Below are 15,307 nucleotides of genomic sequence, written 5' to 3'. Positions count from 1 at the left end.
TCCTAATCACCGTCCTAATGGGGGATTTCGGCACCGTCCTAACGCCGAAAACGTCAGCAAAATGCCCGATCAGCGCCTCGCTCTAACGGACAAAATTCTCATCGGCATGCCCTTCGCCAGAAGCGGGCAGATCGTGGTCCGCGACACCGAACAACCCGGCTTCGCGGTGCGGATCGGCGCCGCGACCAAGACCTTCATCATCCAGGCGGACTTGCGACGGGAGGACGGCGGTCGATCCACCATCAAGATGAAGGTGTGCGAGGTCGGCGAGCTCAACACGCGCGACGCCAGAACCAAGGCGAGGGGCCTGCTGCTTCTGATCGCCTCTGGAGAGGACCCGCGTCCCAAGAAGAAGGTTGAGATCCTGGCCGAGGCCAGAGCGGCAGAGCAGGCTGCGGATGAGGCGGCGCGTGTCGCGCCTCTCGGCATCCCGACCCTGCGAGAGGCTTGGTCGCGATTCAGGGTCTCCCACCTGGAGCGAAAGAAGCGAAGCCCCGCCACCATCCGGGGGTACGCAGACCATATGGAGCGTCTGTTCGCGGATTGGCTCGATCGTCCGTTGTCCGAGCTCGGCGACGAACCTCGACTTCTCGCGGATCGCCACGACCTGATCAGTGAGAACAACGGGCCGGCGATCGCCAACGGCGCGATGCGCAGCTTCCGGGCCATCTACAACCACGCGCGGAAGACATGCCGCGCCCTGCCGCCGGAGAACCCAGCGGCCGCAGTCGACTGGAATCCCGAACAGCGCAAGGACACCGCCATGGGCGTGACCGACCTGCCGGGCTGGTTCGAGCAACTTGCCCGGATCGCCAATCCGATCCGGCGCGAGTTCCACCTGATGACCCTGCTGTCGGGCTCGCGCCCGGAGGTGCTGAAGAATGTCCGTGTCACCGATCTCGACCTGAAGAACCGGGTCATGCACATGTCCAAGCCCAAGGGCGGGGAGGTGAAGGCCTTCGATATCCCGCTGTCGCGCGCGATGATGGAGTCGATCTTCCGGCTTCGGCGGATCGGGCCGATCATCTACCCGCAGAGCGGACGCGAGTGGCTGTTCCCGAGCGACGCGCCCTGCGGCCATATCACCGAGCACAAGGAAGACCGGGCTGTCTTGAGCCACTGGGGCAATGACCTACGCCAGACCTATCGGACGCTGGCGCAGGCGGCCGAGGTCTCCGAGGTCGATATGCATCTGCTGATGAACCACGCCCTGCCGGGCGTGAACTCCGGCTACATCACCCGATCGAAGCTGATGCGCGATCACCTGCGGGCTCAGCAGGAGCGGCTGTCCGCCTTCTTCATTGGCGCGGCCGTCAAGCGCGGTCGTGTGTCCAGCGATGAACTCAGCCGTTGGCTCAACAGCACCAGCCGGGCCGTGCTCGACGACCTCATGGCTGAGGATCCCGACGCCGTCCGCCTAAAGGCGGGGCCACGTGCCGCGCTGCGCAAGCTGGAAGTCCAGGCCGCGCGTATTTCGGTCCATGCCCTGCCGACGGTCCTTATCGATCCGCCGTCTCGCAGAAGCCGGCGGCCGGTCAAACTCGCGGTGGGAGACGCGCCTCCAGGCCGCACGATCGGTTGATCTGCGGGGGCCGTGTCATTCCGACGCTGTGAGGAATGTCCAAGCCGCAGCGGCGACGCTGTCGATCTGTTCTAGTGGCAAAGACTTCTCCGCCCGAGCCGCGAAGCGCGCTTTGAAATCGTCCGGCACGCCTCGGGAGAAGAACCAGTCAACCGAACCGGGCTCAGCAGCACGCAGGGGAGCGGCTGCCGACTGCGACAACGCCTTGTGATAGTTTTCATGGATGCTGGCGCGAGACGCCTCGGCTTCGTCGGCGCCGATAACATCCAGGCAAAGCTCCGCCGCGAGCGTCGCTGGGTAGAGGAACTCGGACGTGAAGAAGAGTTGGTCGAGACGGATGCCATATGTTTCGGCGAACGCCCGGCTCTCTGAAGACTGCGGCAGCAGCCAGACCCCCAGCTTCTTGGAGACGACGCAGATATCGGCAGGCGGTGCGACGCCACAGATATTTCGATGCGCTCGACGACCGGCGCCGTCGTTGTCGAACAGGAACAACACCGGAGCTTCCTGATGAAGGGCGCCAGCCAGAAGCAGTTTGGGAAGCAGCTCTGTGGTGGTCGCTGGCGTTCCATCGAGAATCCGAACGTTGATGGCCGCCTTGCTATGCCCGGCGCGAGCGAACGCGCTTTCCAGCAAAGCCTTGTCGTGGCGCCCCTCCACGAAGACAGTCGGCACCGTCAGAGCTTCGAGCTTGGCACGCAGTGAAGTGCTTTCGCGCTCAAGCTCGTCGCGTTCCTTCTTCAGTTCTCCCCAATGTCGGATCAGGTACGGGAGCTGGAGGAGGCTGGCCTCCTTCATTCGCGCCTCAGCGTCCTCCAGATTATCAATCACGCTGATGGCGTTCTTCGGCGTTACGGGATCAGCGCCTTCGCCATTGGCGCGCTGCTTCGAAACAAAGACGCGACGAATGTCCGTCTTCGTCTGTTCGGAGTTCGACAGATAGAAGGCGGGGGAGTGACTCGTGATGAACACCTGTGTGTCAGAGCGGGCCGCGATCACCGCAAAGCGTTCCGCCTCCGCGTCAGCAGCGCCGAGATCCAACGAGTTCTCGGGCTCCTCGAAGCCCCAGATGAAGAACTTCTTCCCAGATTCATTGTCGTTGATGTAGCGCAGCAGCTCCGGCAAATGGCGGGCTTTCACCCCGTCGCCCTTTTGACGCAAGAGCGAGTGCCCGTCTTCGCCATGAGCAAAGTCCAGGGAGCGGAACAGCAGTCCCATATCCGTCGGTGCGGCCAGCCGAGTCGTTGAACCAAACAACTTGCTAAGACCGTCCGACAGTCCGCTCGTCTGGCTTCTGATCGCATCTACGAATGTGTCGGTCGCCGTCTCGAACCCGCTGCTTTCGGCGGTCGCCGCGTACATCCGCTCGATCAGATCGCCGAAGACGTTCAGGTCCTTGATGGCCGGAATGTAGGTGAAGTCGATCTGATTGAGGAATCGGGTGAGCTGTATCCGCGACGCCTTCGACAGGCCGCGAGGCAACGTCTCCGTCATGTCGCCATCGATGTTCCACTGTCGCTTGATCGAAACAGTCTCGCCTAGAGATGCCCGGTAGTTCGAAGGCACATTGAAGTCGACGCGAATGGCGATGAACTGCCGACCCTTCGCTGCCTTGGCGGCGTCGCGGCGGATGTCACTGAAGTCCAGGTCAAAGTCGATCTCGCCGCGACCCGGCTCGGTCTCCTCGTTGAAGAAGAGGTTCAGAGCCCTCAGAAGGTTCGACTTGCCGCTGTCGTTGCGACCAAACACGACGTTCATGTCGCCGGGTCGATCAAGGCTCGCTGTGTAGAGGGAGCGGAGGTAGCTGATTTCGATGCGACGAATGAGTTTCATGAAATGGCGAGATCACGGCCCGACCGGTCTGGTAGCGAGCAGGGTGGAAGAATCGGCGGACAGCGCCACCATTGAGCGAATCCGTACCACCTCCAACGTTCTAGTACAGGTAGACAAGATCAGACCCCTCTATCCCTAACACGCCACGGGCGCGCGGTTCTGGCGGCAATTAGTCGGAGCAGGCTGGTGTGATCTCGCTCGGGGCCTACCAGGCGGACGCGTGGCCGAATGGGCCTCAGGGTTGTGGCGTCTTAAGGTCAAGCTGCTACAACGGGGTACTGGACTCGGATCATTTGACTATGGGCGCCGCCACCCCGCATTCCGCTGAAGCTTCGGCTTTGGGCTTCTACTTTCAGTCATTTGTCGGTCTGAGCACGCTTGTTGGCCAGGCTGACGACTCGGCGATCGTCGCTGTCGAGCGTGCTGATGATGTCGAGCTGAAGGTCAACAGCGAGACCCTCCTGTATCAGCTCAAGCACTCCATGGGGGAAAACCCGCCCGCCGTCACATTGGCCTCTCGCGCCCTCTGGAGAACGCTTAAAGTCTGGATCGACTTGCTACCTAGTCTCGCGCTTGCCGAGACCAGTTTCCATCTCGTGACGGTCGGCGAACTCGGTGCGGACAGCGAGCTAACGGCACTTCGGACGCCTGGCTCAAAGCGTGAGGCCTTGGTCGCCGCGCTCGTGAAGGAGGCGGAGCGGGTCGCGCAAGAGCGTGAGGCTGCGAAGGCAGAGGGAAAGAAGATTCCACACGCCGATCGGGCGGACGGCTGCGACGCGTTTCTCAAGCTGTCGGCATCCGTTCGACTGAACCTTCTCCGTCGCATCCATGTCGTCACAGGCGCCGCGACGATCGACCAGATGGAGGCTGAGATTGCTTCGAAGCTCCATCAGATTCGGGAGCGTGACCGTCCACAGATCGCGAGGTCTCTAATTGAGTGGTGGGACCGCCAGGTCGTGTATGCCCTCTGCGGTCGCCGCCAACGTTTCATCGGGCGAGACGAATTGCTTCAGGAGATTGCCGAGAGGATCTCGGACATTGAGCACGAGGTTCTGATGCCAGACTTCGAGCTCATGGTTCCACCGGCCGACTATCAGCCGGAGGGACTTCTGACGCGTCAGATCGCTCTGGTTGGAGGCGGCAATTCCGATATTGCCTGGGCTATCCGCGAGGAATGGCGGGCACGCCAACAGCGAGCGAAATGGATCGTTGATCGACCCGCAATGGCGTCCAAAATTGAGCGGCACGACGCGATCATGCGCGAGGAATGGTCTGATCGGCACGGGCGGATCGTCGACGACTGCGTCAGTGTGGGCGAGGACGAAAAGCGCGCCAGCGGTCTAGGATTGCTGCGCTGGACGCATGGGGACGCCCCCAAGGCGATTGAGCCGATATCTCCAGGCTGGCAGGCGCCATTCTACGTCAGGGGTAGCTTTCAGGTTCTCGCCATAAACAGGGAAGTGGGCTGGCATCCTGACTACGTCGAGCGCCTCAAGGATGATGAGGCATGATTGCTCATGACATATACGCTGAGACCAACCCCGCCTGGGGCGCATGGGTGCTCAGCAGTTTCATCAGGGGCTTCAGCGAAGCTGGCGCGCAGGGCGTAGATCTCCCGATCGCCTATCTGGCCCTGCCGATCTGCCTGTCCGGCGACCTTCTCAGCACGTTTGACGGCACCAACAAGAAGACTGGGTTGCGCGAGTGGGTCGAACGCAGTCCCCAGATCCAGTTGGAGCTCGGCGATCGCCTTAACGGGTCGCTTCGCATCGTGAGCGAGGCCGTGCGTCTTGGCTGCTTCACCAATGCCGTCCGACTGGACACTGAGGGGCGTCTGCTCGTGGGGTCGCTACCTCTCAAGACCGACCTGGCGAAGGGGCTATCGCCAGCGCTCGCCGGCCCGGTCAAACGTGCGGACCGACTCGGATATTGGATGGGGATGGCCGGCTCCACCAAAACAATCTTCGATATTGTGGGGATCAGTCTTTGAACCGCTGGAACATCGCGTCGATATTCTTCCTTGGATTGGACGGTCGGCAGCGTCTGGTGCCGTTTGGACCGGGCTTGAACATCATCACCGGCGCATCCGGAACGGGGAAATCCGCACTGATCAAGGCAGTGGATTACTGCCTTGGTTCAAGCGAATGCGAACTCCCGGCACACATCCGCCGTCACAGCATCGCGGTAGGCGTCAAATGGGTCGCCGGCGATGACGAAATGATCGTCGGCCGCATCATCCCGCCTGTCGGGCAGGACAGCAGCCACAAAATGTTCGCGACCGCGGGCCGCAATCTTGCCGTGCCATCGTCGCCAGAGGAGTTCGAAGGTCCGGTTCCGCTTGGCGCTGGAAAGGCGTTCCTCGAACGGGCGTTCGGTATCGGCGACCTTCCCGGAGAGCCCGATGATTGGGGGCGAATGCGCGGCCGAGCGACCGTCCGCCATGTCACCCCGTACATGTTTGTCACCAAGGAGGTCATCTACAGCGAGCAGGTGCTCCTTCACGGGCTTGAGCAGTCGGACAAGGCGCCCGACATCATCGCAACGATCCCCTATTTCCTACGAGCCACGGACGAAGCCAACGCCCTGAACGAACGTCGGCTTCGGTCTTTGCAACGCGACCTTGAGCGAAACGAAAACCGGAACAGGCTACGCGCCACTGCCGAGAGTGCGATGCGGAGCCGGGCTTTCAGCCTTCTGGCAGAGGCGGAACGCCTGGGTGTCGCCAATACCCCTCCTATCGAAACGGTGGACGCCGACCTGATCAGCCTCCTTGGACAAATCGCGTCATCGTCCGGTGAAGCGCGAACCCTTCCGAGTGAGAGTGAACTGTCTGCCCTCCATCGGCAACGGCGCGACGTGCTCGGCCGACTCTCTGACGCGAGACGTCAGGCGGACGCCGCTCGTCTGGCCATCCACGATGTGTCCGGATTTGAAACCACTGTGCAGCGGCAACGCGAGAAGCTCGACCTTGGAGCGCATCTGGGGCTGGCGGAAGTTTCCGACCACTGTCCCCTGTGTGCCCAGCGGTCGGATGTGGGCGCAAGGGCGGCGGACGCGCTACGGACGACCCTGGCCAAAGTCCGAGGTGAGAGTGCGGCCGTGGAACGGATCAAGCCTCGTCTGATCGATTATGACGGAAACTTGGGCCGCCAGATCGACGGCTTGAAGCGTGAGCTCCGAAGCGTCGACGACAGGATCGCTTCCTGGATGCGGCAGTCCGACGAAAGCCGAAAGCTCGCTGATTTCGCGGAGGTCCGGGCCCACTTGATGGGCAGGGTTGATCCTCCCTCGGTTTGGTGGACACCCATGCTAGCTTTTCGGAGCTGGAGAGGAGTGTCTGATGAGTGTTCAACGCCGGAACTTTCCGGATTCTTTCAAGCGCGAGGCCGTTGACCGCGTCGCCAACGGCGGCCTGAGCGTCGGGGCGGTGGCCCGCGAGCTTGGGCTGCACGAGACGGTGCTTCGTCGATGGATGACGCAGTTCGGGGTGCAGGCGACGGGGGCGTCGCGGCGCCCCACAACGCAGGCGTCGTCCCCGTCGCCGTCGGATCTGGCGGCGGAGGTGGCCCGGTTGCGGCGAGAGAACGGTCAGCTGCGGATGGAGCGGGACATCCTAAAAAAAGCCGCGCTCATCTTCGGAGCGGCCTCCCGATGAAGTTCGGGTTCGTCGATGAGCATCGTCAGGTCTGGCCGGTTCGCGTGATGTGCGCGGTCCTGGGCTTGTCGGCCAGCGGTTACTACGCCTGGCGCGGTCGCCCCGAGAGCCAGCGGTCTGTCGCCAATCGCGAGCTGACCGAGGATATCCGGCTGATCCATGCGGAGAGCAGCGGCTGTTACGGCTCGCCGCGCGTTCACGCCACCCTGCGGCGGCATGGGCGTCGGGTCGGTCGATCCCGCGTGGAGCGGCTGATGCGCCGCGCCGGCCTGCGGGGCTTGGCGGCCTTGCCGCGTCGCGCCCGGACGACGAACAGCCGCCACGGTTATCCCATCGCGCCCAACAGGCTGGCCCGGAACTTCGAGGCGGCGGCGCCCAACCAGGTCTGGCTCGCCGACCTCACCTACATCCCGACCGGCGAAGGCTGGCTCTATCTCGCCGCCATCCTCGACCTGCACACCCGCAAGATCGTGGGCTGGTCCATGCGCCAGACCCTGCACACCGAGATCGCCCTCGACGCCCTCAACATGGCCGTCGAACGTCAGCGCCCCGCGCCCGGCCTGATCCATCATTCGGACCGGGGCATCCAATACGCAGCCGAAGCCTATCGATCAGCCCTGGCCCGATCCGGCATCACCCCGTCGATGAGCCGAAAGGGCGACTGCTGGGACAATGCCCCGATGGAGAGCTTCTTCCACACCCTCAAGACCGAACGCGTTCATCACCGCGTCTACGCCACCCGAGACCAGGCGCGGCGAGACCTGTTCGGATACATCGAGGGCTTCTACAATCCCCATCGCCTGCACTCAGCACTGGGCTATATCAGCCCCGCTGAGGCCGAGCGCAAAGCGGCTTAACCCCGTCCACTTTTACGGGGGAAGATCATTGGTCCGCATGGCGAGCCGCAAGCGGTAGAAGCCGTTCGTTCGCTTCGGCGCGTCCCATCAGGTAGACCAGCACCTCCGAGCCGTCCGTCAGGACCAGTCGACAACCCACGATCAGGCGAACCCCCGTGACCTTGGCGGCGACGTGGGCGCGGACGATGCCGGCCAGGCTGTTTCGGTCCGTGATCGCCAGAGCGTCCAGACCGCAGACGGCTGCTTGGCTGAAAAGCTCCTCGCAGGAGCTCGCTCCGCGAAGGAATGAGAAATGGGAGGCGCACTGAAGTTCGGCGTAGTTCATCCGAACTTCCCGTGAATGAACCAGGCCTGTGAGCCTGTCCGCGCGTCCTCCCCGTCACCGGCGCGAAACAGCCAGAACCTCTCGCCCGCGTCGTCCTCGACCTGGAAATAATCACGAACGGCCCAAAGCTCAGCATCTCGACGCGCCCATTCGCCGTAGATCCGTTCAGGGCCGTCGGCCCTTCGGATGCGTCGGCGGACCCCGCGCCAGGTGAAGTGCGTCGGCGGGTTGTCGGGGAGAAGCGCCATGGTCTCGACAGGTTCGGGGGGCTGGAAAAGCCGGACGGGCCGGGGCCAGTCCTGCGTCCAGCCTGTCGCGGCGACTGTCTCGAGCGGAGCCGCCCTGCGGACGGCACGCTCGGGGACATCGCTCTCCACCGCCGTCAAACGGTAGAGGCGTCCTGGGCCGATGCGGTTCGACAGCACATCGACGAGGTTGGAGATATCGGGGACATCCGCTTCTCCAAACCGCGTGTCGGCTGGCCGCCAATCCAGGGGCTGAACGATCGATGCGACCAGCGTCATGCGCTCGATGCCGAAACCGGGGGCGATGGCTTCGATCCGATCGTGAAGCAGTCGCGTTATCCGTTTGCGATCCCGGATCGCCCGCGCCGTGGCCACCCGGACGGCCTCGATACGGTTGTCGACCCGGTGACAGAGGAGATCGAGGCCGCGAGCGCCGAGGCCGTCGCGCTCGAGTGTCGCCGTGAGCACCTCGACCAACTGGTCGATGTAGCGCGCGATGGTCTCGGGCGCCCCGATCGGTTCGGCGAAGACCCGCTCCGCTCGGGGTTGAGTCTCGTCCACAACGGGAACGATCGGTTCTGATGTTCGGCCGAAGGTTTGATCAAGGCGTCTCCCGAGCTCCGGGCCGAAACGCAGCGTCAGCGGAGCCCGGGGTTGGCGCTCCACATCCAGAATGGTCTCGAACCCCAAGCGGCCGAGGCTGTCTCGCAGGTCTTCGGAAAGCCGGAGCGCGGCCAAAGGGAGCGCGCCCAGACGACGGCCTATCTCGCCTTCGGCGACGATGGCCGGCCCGCGGGTGAATCGGGCAACCGCATGCGCCGCGCCATAGGTCGGCGCGATGGCTGCTCGAGCGTGAACACCGGCGCTCGTGAGCCGGTTTTCCAGGTCAGCCAGAAATGCCGCCTCGCCGCCCCGGAGGTGCGTCGCGCCCGTCGCGTCAATGGCGACGCCGTCCGACGGATCGGCGGCGCAGACCGGCGCATAGCGTTGATGCGCCCATAGGGCGAGCCGCTCGAGACCAACGGCGTCGCCTTCGGGATCGGCGTCGAATGGAAGGAGGCCCGGCGCGAGCGCGTGGGCTTGGGCGGCGGCGAGACCGGGGCGAAGACCCAGAAGTCGAGCGGAAGGATTGCAGGCGGTGATGATGCGGCGACGGCGGTCCCGGCCGACAAGGACTGTCGGGGCGTCAGGCGGCGGCGCGGCGGCGCCCAGTCGCCGGCGCAGCCGATCGATGGGCCAGTTCGGCAGGTACAGCGAGACGACCCTTCTCATCACAGGCTTCCAGAGTGAATTCGGCGCATCCGCCAGCGCGGCAGCGCAAGAGTTCGATGAACCAGCGTGGACGTCCCACACCTGGCGCGGGCAGCGGGGATGAGGGCTGGGGCGTGACCCGCCATCGGGTCGCGGCCGCCGTTGGCTGGCCGAAATCGGCAGCCTCGGTGGCGCGTCGCCATCGCCTGACGGCCAGGGCGGTCACTCCCGAGCTTTCGGCCGCCAACTGCAGACGGCGCGAGGCCGTCATCGAGAGGCGGGAGATCTCGGCCACGACCGCGCCGAGGGCGCGGTGACGTAGCCCTTCTTCGAAGCACGCCAACAGGGTCGTCTCGTCGCCAGCCTCGACGTAGAGGACCCGATCGGGATCGAGACCTGACTGCCGCAACGCGGGTGCAAACAGGTCCGGACGTGTCACGCACCACAACACCTGCCCCGGCAGACGGGCGGCAATTCCTGCTGCGAACAGGGCGGCGACGGCGCCATCTACGGCGCCGTCGCCGCCGCCTGCGACTTCGTGCAGCGCGCCCGTCGCAAGCCCTCCCTGCGGAAGCGCGGCGTCCAGACCGGGCACGCCGAACGGAAGCATCCCCGCGCGGGTGCGACCCGGATTCTCCAAACGCTGAATCTGTTCGCGTAGCGCCGACAGCTCGGCGGCAGGCCGAAACGCCATAGCGGCCTCCTTTCCAAGGTCATAAATGTTCCTGAAATGTTCTGGTTCTCATTTTGGTCTGGAGTCAACCAGGATGGTCCGCCTGCGTTGGGGACAGGTTGGACGCCGGAGGACCGAAACTTGTGCAATGAGTACCAACTGATCCTGCCCTTCGATGACGTGATCGAGGCCTTCAACCGCACCGGCAGCCGGGTGGTTTTCCCCGGCGGCATGCCGAATTTCGGGCCGATGTCGTCCATCCGGATCGGCGATCGCGCACCCATCATCGTTCAGGGAGCCGCCGGGCCGGAGATGGTCACCCTGCCGTGGGCGTGGAAGGGGCCGACCGGCGCTCCGGTCTTCAACTTCCGTTCCGACGGCCGGACATTTGGCGGAAGCACCCGATGTCTGGCGCCGGCGGACGGGTTCTTCGAGTTTACGCCGTCCGAGGCGGGCCAGAAGCGAAAGACCAAATGGCGCTTCACTCTCGCCGAAGAACCGATCTTCTGGATCGCTGGGATCATAAAGAATGACGCCTTCGCTCTCCTGACGACGGAGCCGGGCCCGGACATCGCTCCCTATCACGACCGACAGATTGTACTGCTGCGTCCCGAGGAGGGCGCGGCCTGGCTGGGGCTGGAGCGGCCGGAGACGGAGTTGTTGCGACCGCTGCCGCCTGGGTCCCTGTCGGTCGAGAAGGTGTTCCCGCTGGCGGCATGAGGTTGAGGGCGGGAGCAGGTCAAGCCTGTAGACGTGGTCGATCTGTTGTGGCGGCGAGTGCGACCGTGATCTCTCCTGAAGGTCGGTCCAGCCGGCGCGGCCTCTCAATGGCCTGATCTGACCGAGGTCCGGTCGGCTTGCGCAACCGCTCGCGCGACTTTCTTCCCCGGCCTGCGGCCTTCCTCGCGAAACAAGAAACTCGCTCTTCCCGGTCCTCCGCTTTGCTGCGGGGGCTCTCTCCGCTCGCCCTGCGCGCCGCCCGGCCCCCGGTCCGTCGATCGCCATCGAGGCCGCGGCAGGCGTGGCCCGAAATCAGCAAGGAGAGACTTCAATGGCCACCATCGGAACCTTCACCCAGCAATCGGACGGCAACTACAGCGGCTCGATCAAGACCCTCAGCCTGAACGTCAAGTCGGCCCAGCTTCGGGCCAACGACAAGACCGATGAGAAGGCGCCGGACTTCCGCATCTTCTCCGGCTCCACCGAGTTCGGCGCCGCCTGGAAGCGCACCTCGCGGGAAGATCGGGAGTACCTTTCGGTCAAGCTCGATGACCCCAGCTTCCCGGCCCCGATCTACGCCTCCCTGGTGGAGATCGACGGCGGTCACAGCCTGATCTGGTCTCGCTGACCCAAGTCGCGGCGGCGCTGGCGAAAGCGCCGCCGCCCCTTCCTTCAAACCCCTTATCGAGGAGGCCGCCATGTCGCGCCCCGCCGATCCCGCTCGCCCCGATCTCTACACTCGCATCACCGACAGCATCATCGCTCAGCTTGAGGTCGGCGTTCGGCCCTGGACACAGCCTTGGGCCTCGCAGACCAATGTGGCCCGGCCGCTGCGCCACAACGGTGAAGCCTACAGCGGCATTAACGTTCTGCTGCTCTGGTCCGAGGCGGCCAGCCGGGGCTTCCAGTCCGACACCTGGATGACCTTCCGTCAGGCGCTCGCCCTCGGCGCCCGCGTCCGCAAGGGCGAGAAGGGCGCAACGGTCGTCTATGCCGACGCGCTTCAGCGCGACCCGTCTCCCCAAGGCGGAGACGAGGAGCCCTCGCGCGTGCCTTTTCTGAAGGCCTACACCGTCTTCAACGTCGATCAGATCGACGGTCTGGGCGACAGGTACGCGCCGGTCGCGGCGCCCGCGATAAATCCCGGCGAACGGGTCGCCGACGCGGAAGCGTTCTTCGCCGCCGTTGGAGCCGATGTCCGCCATGGGGGCGGGAGCGCCTATTACGTTCTCGAACCCGACTATGTGCAGATGCCGCCGTTCGAGAGCTTCTTGGATCCCCAGGCCTACTACGCCACCTTCGGCCACGAGCTGACGCATTGGACGCGCCACCCCGCTCGGCTCGACCGGGACTTCGGCCGACGTCGCCATGGCGATGAAGGGTATGCGCGCGAAGAGCTGGTGGCCGAACTCGGTGCGGCCTTCCTCTGCGCCGACCTGGGTCTGGCGCTCGAACCCCGCGAGGATCACGCGGCCTACATCGGCTCATGGCTGCAGGTCCTGCGCGGCGACAAGCGGTTCATCATCTCGGCCGCGTCTCACGCTCAGAAGGCCGTCGATCATCTCAGAAGCTACCAGACCTGAGCAGGGCGAACCGGCGCCTGACGGCGCCGATTCGATCACAGGTCCAGGAACCCGGCGATCTTGCGCTGGTCTTCCAGACTCACGACCGCGTTGGTCAGGGCGTCGTTCTCGGCTCGGCTTGCGCGGATCAGGGTGGAGAGGCGCTGGCGGCTTCGCTCCTGGAGTGGGGTGAGCGCCGCGCGTGTCTCCATGACATCCTCATCGTCCACGCCGGCCGCCCAACTGAACAACCGGCCAATCAGGCTCGCCATGATGTCGGATGCCTGAACGCCGGGCTCGTCATGCGACCGCGGCGCGAAGCGATGGTTGCAGAACTGAAACCCGTCGTCTTCAAACTCCATTTTCGCGAGCTCAGCGGCGACCACATCCTCTTGATCGAACACATGGCGGGCATTTTTCAGGAGACAGATGCGCTCGATGAAGAATGTCCTGAACCCGTCGATCAGGACATGAGGTGTTTCGCCCTCGATGAAGGTCAGTGGCTTTCGTCGGCCCATTTGCAGGACGCCGCGAAGCATCTGGTAGTCGAAATGGTCGAAGGCCTCCTCCGCCTCGCTCAGCCAGTCGATGAGGGCCGTCATGAACGGCGCCCGGTTTTGTGGCGCGATGTCCGGGTAGTTGAACCGCACCATGAGGGATGCCGCCCGGTCGCGATCTGACCGGAGAAGCCGGAACAGGTCCGACTTCAACTGCGGGATGGCCATGACGAGCATGCCCGGATCATCGGGCAGAGCGGAATCGATGATGTCCACGATCGCCCAATAAAAGGGATCGAGCGCCAGATAGTGGACGAGAAGATCCTGCTCGATCACCCAGTCGAGAAATGTCTCCATCTTCGGCTTGGCCAGAGCGTCGAGGAGGTCGCCGCCCTTCTGTCCAAACAGGTGGAATTTCAGCTCTTCCGCCGAGGCCTGGATACGCGCGCGCTGGCGCAGGGGCGCGAGGTCGATTGGGGTGTCGTCGGGCCGACCGACGCCGCCGAGCACCCAGCAGTCCGGAGCGGCGATGTTGAGCGTGCCGCGTTCGAGATGGAGTCGGCGGATGTTTTGCGTCTCGTCGTAGTAAAGCCAGTAGGCTCGGTCGGCGCGATCGAGCCCGTGCGCCAGGATTGACGGATCGCGTATCTCGTTCACGTCGATCACCCGTTTCGGCTCGGGGTCATCCTCGGTCATGCCTCGTCCTTTCCGGGACGTGGCAGGGCGAGCCGTTCCGCCGGATGGACCTGCGCAAAGCGATCGACCGTGCCACGCCAATCATCCATCGCCGGCGACAGCCAGCGCGTCATCTCAAGCATGGATTGATGCAGCTTGGGCAGGTTCCAGTAGAGGATGGGTTCATGGTGGGCGATCCGATTACGGAGCAGGCGCACCTGTGTCAGCCGCGCGGTGAAGTCCTTGCGCGACAGGAAGCGGCCGTCGCGGGTCGCGATCTTGTGCAGGGTCCGCTTCCAAAGATCGTCCTGCTCCCGCCCGAACATCGAGGTCCAAAAGCTGAAGGTCAGGGCGGCGACGACGCGCCCGTCCTCGATCGGCTTGCCCGCCTCGGTCAACTCGGCGACCGCCGCACGAACCTGTTCCGCCTGGCGGTCGGTGACATGTCCGGCCTCGGGTTGGAACCAACCCGGGCCGTGAGCCGCCGACATGACCGTGTGTATACGGTTGCGCAGCGCCACTTCCAACGCCTGCAGAGGCACGTAGAGGGCTTCGGACACCTGGGTGTTCAGCGTATAGAGGGAGACGGCGCGCTCGCGATCGCCGTCGGCCCAGGCGACGTACCGGGCGAAGCGTTCCAGAGAGAGCGCCGCCTCCACCGCGTCGGCGTCGGCGGCCGCCCTTGCAACGGGGGGGGTCATGGATTATCTCTACCTTCGTACACCCCGGGATCGCCTCTGCTGCAAAGCATGCCCCCGGGGTAAATCAATTTCAGCCCCGGGTTTCTACGACGTTCGGCGGCCCACGGGGGTCGAGACGCGGAGCCGGACTGCTTCCCGTTCCTTGCGTGCCTGGGTGAACTCCGGCTCCAACTTGCGGACACGGTCGATCAGCCCATCCAGATGATAGACATTTGAGGCCCAGTCGCCGGCTGCGGTCTTACGCATCTCCCGGCGCACAAGACCGGCCTGTTCGAGCTGACGCATGTTCGTCTGGATCGTCTTCGGCTTCACGCCGATCCGACGGCCCAGTTCCGCGCGTGAAGGGAACGGCGCCCGGTTGGGATCGCGATAGTAGTCGAGCAGCTGGACCAGAATGTTGAACTGCATCGCGGTCAGGCCGAGCCGGGACTGCGCTTGAATGAGGATCGACGGTATCCCCGCATAGCCGTTGGCCGTCACCGCCTTGCCCCAGATCCGGTCCTGGGAGGCGACGGTCTTAGCGGGCGCAGACGCCGGAAGCGGAAATGGTAGCACGGTGGTTGTCGTGGGCGTGGTCATAGGAATGCTCCTTCACACCCAACCTATGGTCGCCGTGGCTGGCGAACAAGGTTCTCGCCTGCTCGGGGTAGGGCGCCGCCATGACCCACCTGACTAGGTATGCTTACGATCGTTACGCCAAATGCGATGATTACCGTCGCGATGATTCAGTG

The 15,307-nt window shown here is 64.2% G+C and carries 15 protein-coding genes; 8 read left to right on the top strand and 7 right to left on the bottom strand.

What is annotated here, in order from left to right:
* Window positions 1-61: 61 nt before the first annotated feature.
* Window positions 62-1,582 carry an integrase arm-type DNA-binding domain-containing protein gene (locus AC0L6G_RS04795; RefSeq protein WP_291539384.1) on the top strand — a complete coding sequence of 507 codons (1,521 nt, stop codon included), beginning with the start codon at window positions 62-64 and terminating at the stop codon, window positions 1,580-1,582.
* Between the two features lie 15 nt (window positions 1,583-1,597).
* Here AC0L6G_RS04795 and AC0L6G_RS04790 read toward each other — a convergent pair whose 3' ends face one another.
* Window positions 1,598-3,415, bottom strand: coding sequence for an ATP-dependent nuclease (locus AC0L6G_RS04790; protein WP_291539386.1), 1,818 nt, complete (start codon window positions 3,413-3,415; stop codon window positions 1,598-1,600).
* 299 nt (window positions 3,416-3,714) lie between these two features.
* On the opposite strand from AC0L6G_RS04790, the gene AC0L6G_RS04785 reads away from it, so the two are divergent.
* The 4 genes from AC0L6G_RS04785 to AC0L6G_RS04770 all read left to right on the top strand — a co-directional run bounded on the left by AC0L6G_RS04785 (window position 3,715) and on the right by AC0L6G_RS04770 (window position 7,927).
* Window positions 3,715-4,926, top strand: coding sequence for an ABC-three component system protein (locus tag AC0L6G_RS04785; RefSeq protein ID WP_291539389.1), 1,212 nt, complete (start codon window positions 3,715-3,717; stop codon window positions 4,924-4,926).
* Window positions 4,923-5,405 carry a three component ABC system middle component gene (locus tag AC0L6G_RS04780; RefSeq protein ID WP_291539392.1) on the top strand — a complete coding sequence of 161 codons (483 nt, stop codon included), beginning with the start codon at window positions 4,923-4,925 and terminating at the stop codon, window positions 5,403-5,405. Before AC0L6G_RS04785 ends, AC0L6G_RS04780 begins: the two co-directional genes overlap by 4 nt.
* Window positions 5,402-6,808: an AAA family ATPase gene (locus AC0L6G_RS04775; RefSeq protein ID WP_473252931.1), complete on the top strand. Its 1,407-nt coding sequence runs from the start codon at window positions 5,402-5,404 to the stop codon at window positions 6,806-6,808. Before AC0L6G_RS04780 ends, AC0L6G_RS04775 begins: the two co-directional genes overlap by 4 nt.
* Window positions 6,756-7,927, top strand: a protein-coding gene (locus AC0L6G_RS04770; protein ID WP_114150060.1) for an IS3 family transposase whose coding sequence is annotated in 2 segments (ribosomal slippage) — window positions 6,756-7,029 and window positions 7,029-7,927 — 1,173 coding nt in all. Because the reading frame shifts where the segments join, the coding sequence is not laid out codon by codon here. The genes AC0L6G_RS04775 and AC0L6G_RS04770 overlap by 53 nt, the downstream gene beginning before the upstream one ends.
* A gap of 25 nt (window positions 7,928-7,952) precedes the next feature.
* Here AC0L6G_RS04770 and AC0L6G_RS04765 read toward each other — a convergent pair.
* The 3 genes from AC0L6G_RS04765 to AC0L6G_RS04755 are packed head-to-tail and all read right to left on the bottom strand — an operon-like array spanning window position 7,953 to window position 10,442.
* Complete coding sequence (locus AC0L6G_RS04765) at window positions 7,953-8,252, bottom strand: PHP domain-containing protein (protein ID WP_473252930.1); 300 nt, start codon at window positions 8,250-8,252, stop codon at window positions 7,953-7,955.
* Window positions 8,249-9,769, bottom strand: a complete 1,521-nt coding sequence (locus AC0L6G_RS04760) for a Y-family DNA polymerase (RefSeq protein WP_291535385.1) — start codon at window positions 9,767-9,769, stop codon at window positions 8,249-8,251. The genes AC0L6G_RS04765 and AC0L6G_RS04760 overlap by 4 nt, the downstream gene beginning before the upstream one ends.
* Complete coding sequence (locus tag AC0L6G_RS04755; protein ID WP_291535384.1) at window positions 9,684-10,442, bottom strand: ImuA family protein; 759 nt, start codon at window positions 10,440-10,442, stop codon at window positions 9,684-9,686. The genes AC0L6G_RS04760 and AC0L6G_RS04755 overlap by 86 nt, the downstream gene beginning before the upstream one ends.
* Window positions 10,443-10,562: 120 nt before the next feature.
* On the opposite strand from AC0L6G_RS04755, the gene AC0L6G_RS04750 reads away from it, so the two are divergent.
* The 3 genes from AC0L6G_RS04750 (at window position 10,563) to AC0L6G_RS04740 (ending at window position 12,724) form a co-directional block, all read left to right on the top strand.
* Window positions 10,563-11,141: an SOS response-associated peptidase family protein gene (locus AC0L6G_RS04750; protein ID WP_291535383.1), complete on the top strand. Its 579-nt coding sequence runs from the start codon at window positions 10,563-10,565 to the stop codon at window positions 11,139-11,141.
* Window positions 11,142-11,472: 331 nt separating this feature from the next.
* Window positions 11,473-11,769: a DUF736 domain-containing protein gene (locus AC0L6G_RS04745; RefSeq protein WP_291535382.1), complete on the top strand. Its 297-nt coding sequence runs from the start codon at window positions 11,473-11,475 to the stop codon at window positions 11,767-11,769.
* Window positions 11,770-11,839: 70 nt separating this feature from the next.
* Window positions 11,840-12,724: an ArdC family protein gene (locus AC0L6G_RS04740; RefSeq protein WP_473252929.1), complete on the top strand. Its 885-nt coding sequence runs from the start codon at window positions 11,840-11,842 to the stop codon at window positions 12,722-12,724.
* A gap of 35 nt (window positions 12,725-12,759) precedes the next feature.
* On the opposite strand, the gene AC0L6G_RS04735 is transcribed toward AC0L6G_RS04740, so the two are convergent.
* From AC0L6G_RS04735 to AC0L6G_RS04725, 3 genes are all read right to left on the bottom strand, one after another.
* On the bottom strand, window positions 12,760-13,896 hold the full coding sequence (locus AC0L6G_RS04735; RefSeq protein WP_291535380.1) for a hypothetical protein: 1,137 nt from the start codon (window positions 13,894-13,896) through the stop codon (window positions 12,760-12,762).
* On the bottom strand, window positions 13,893-14,576 hold the full coding sequence (locus AC0L6G_RS04730) for an Abi family protein (RefSeq protein ID WP_291535378.1): 684 nt from the start codon (window positions 14,574-14,576) through the stop codon (window positions 13,893-13,895). Before AC0L6G_RS04730 ends, AC0L6G_RS04735 begins: the two co-directional genes overlap by 4 nt.
* Window positions 14,577-14,660: 84 nt before the next feature.
* A complete protein-coding gene (locus AC0L6G_RS04725; protein WP_291535377.1) occupies window positions 14,661-15,155 on the bottom strand; it encodes a helix-turn-helix domain-containing protein in 495 nt (164 codons plus the stop codon).
* Between the last annotated feature and the right edge of the window lie 152 nt (window positions 15,156-15,307).

The organism is Brevundimonas sp. D3-1P (assembly GCF_055809335.1).
This window is presented reverse-complemented; position numbering and strand designations above follow the sequence as displayed.

Excerpts from the sequence above, each read along its gene's own strand:
- AC0L6G_RS04795 (WP_291539384.1), top strand. The coding sequence starts at position 62 with ATGCCCGATCAGCGCCTCGCTCTAACGGACAAAATTCTCATCGGCATG.
- AC0L6G_RS04790 (WP_291539386.1), bottom strand. The coding sequence starts at position 3,415 with ATGAAACTCATTCGTCGCATCGAAATCAGCTACCTCCGCTCCCTCTAC.
- AC0L6G_RS04785 (WP_291539389.1), top strand. The coding sequence starts at position 3,715 with ATGGGCGCCGCCACCCCGCATTCCGCTGAAGCTTCGGCTTTGGGCTTC.
- AC0L6G_RS04780 (WP_291539392.1), top strand. The coding sequence starts at position 4,923 with ATGATTGCTCATGACATATACGCTGAGACCAACCCCGCCTGGGGCGCA.
- AC0L6G_RS04765 (WP_473252930.1), bottom strand. The coding sequence starts at position 8,252 with ATGAACTACGCCGAACTTCAGTGCGCCTCCCATTTCTCATTCCTTCGC.
- AC0L6G_RS04760 (WP_291535385.1), bottom strand. The coding sequence starts at position 9,769 with ATGAGAAGGGTCGTCTCGCTGTACCTGCCGAACTGGCCCATCGATCGG.
- AC0L6G_RS04755 (WP_291535384.1), bottom strand. The coding sequence starts at position 10,442 with ATGGCGTTTCGGCCTGCCGCCGAGCTGTCGGCGCTACGCGAACAGATT.
- AC0L6G_RS04745 (WP_291535382.1), top strand. The coding sequence starts at position 11,473 with ATGGCCACCATCGGAACCTTCACCCAGCAATCGGACGGCAACTACAGC.
- AC0L6G_RS04740 (WP_473252929.1), top strand. The coding sequence starts at position 11,840 with ATGTCGCGCCCCGCCGATCCCGCTCGCCCCGATCTCTACACTCGCATC.
- AC0L6G_RS04735 (WP_291535380.1), bottom strand. The coding sequence starts at position 13,896 with ATGACCGAGGATGACCCCGAGCCGAAACGGGTGATCGACGTGAACGAG.
- AC0L6G_RS04730 (WP_291535378.1), bottom strand. The coding sequence starts at position 14,576 with ATGACCCCCCCCGTTGCAAGGGCGGCCGCCGACGCCGACGCGGTGGAG.
- AC0L6G_RS04725 (WP_291535377.1), bottom strand. The coding sequence starts at position 15,155 with ATGACCACGCCCACGACAACCACCGTGCTACCATTTCCGCTTCCGGCG.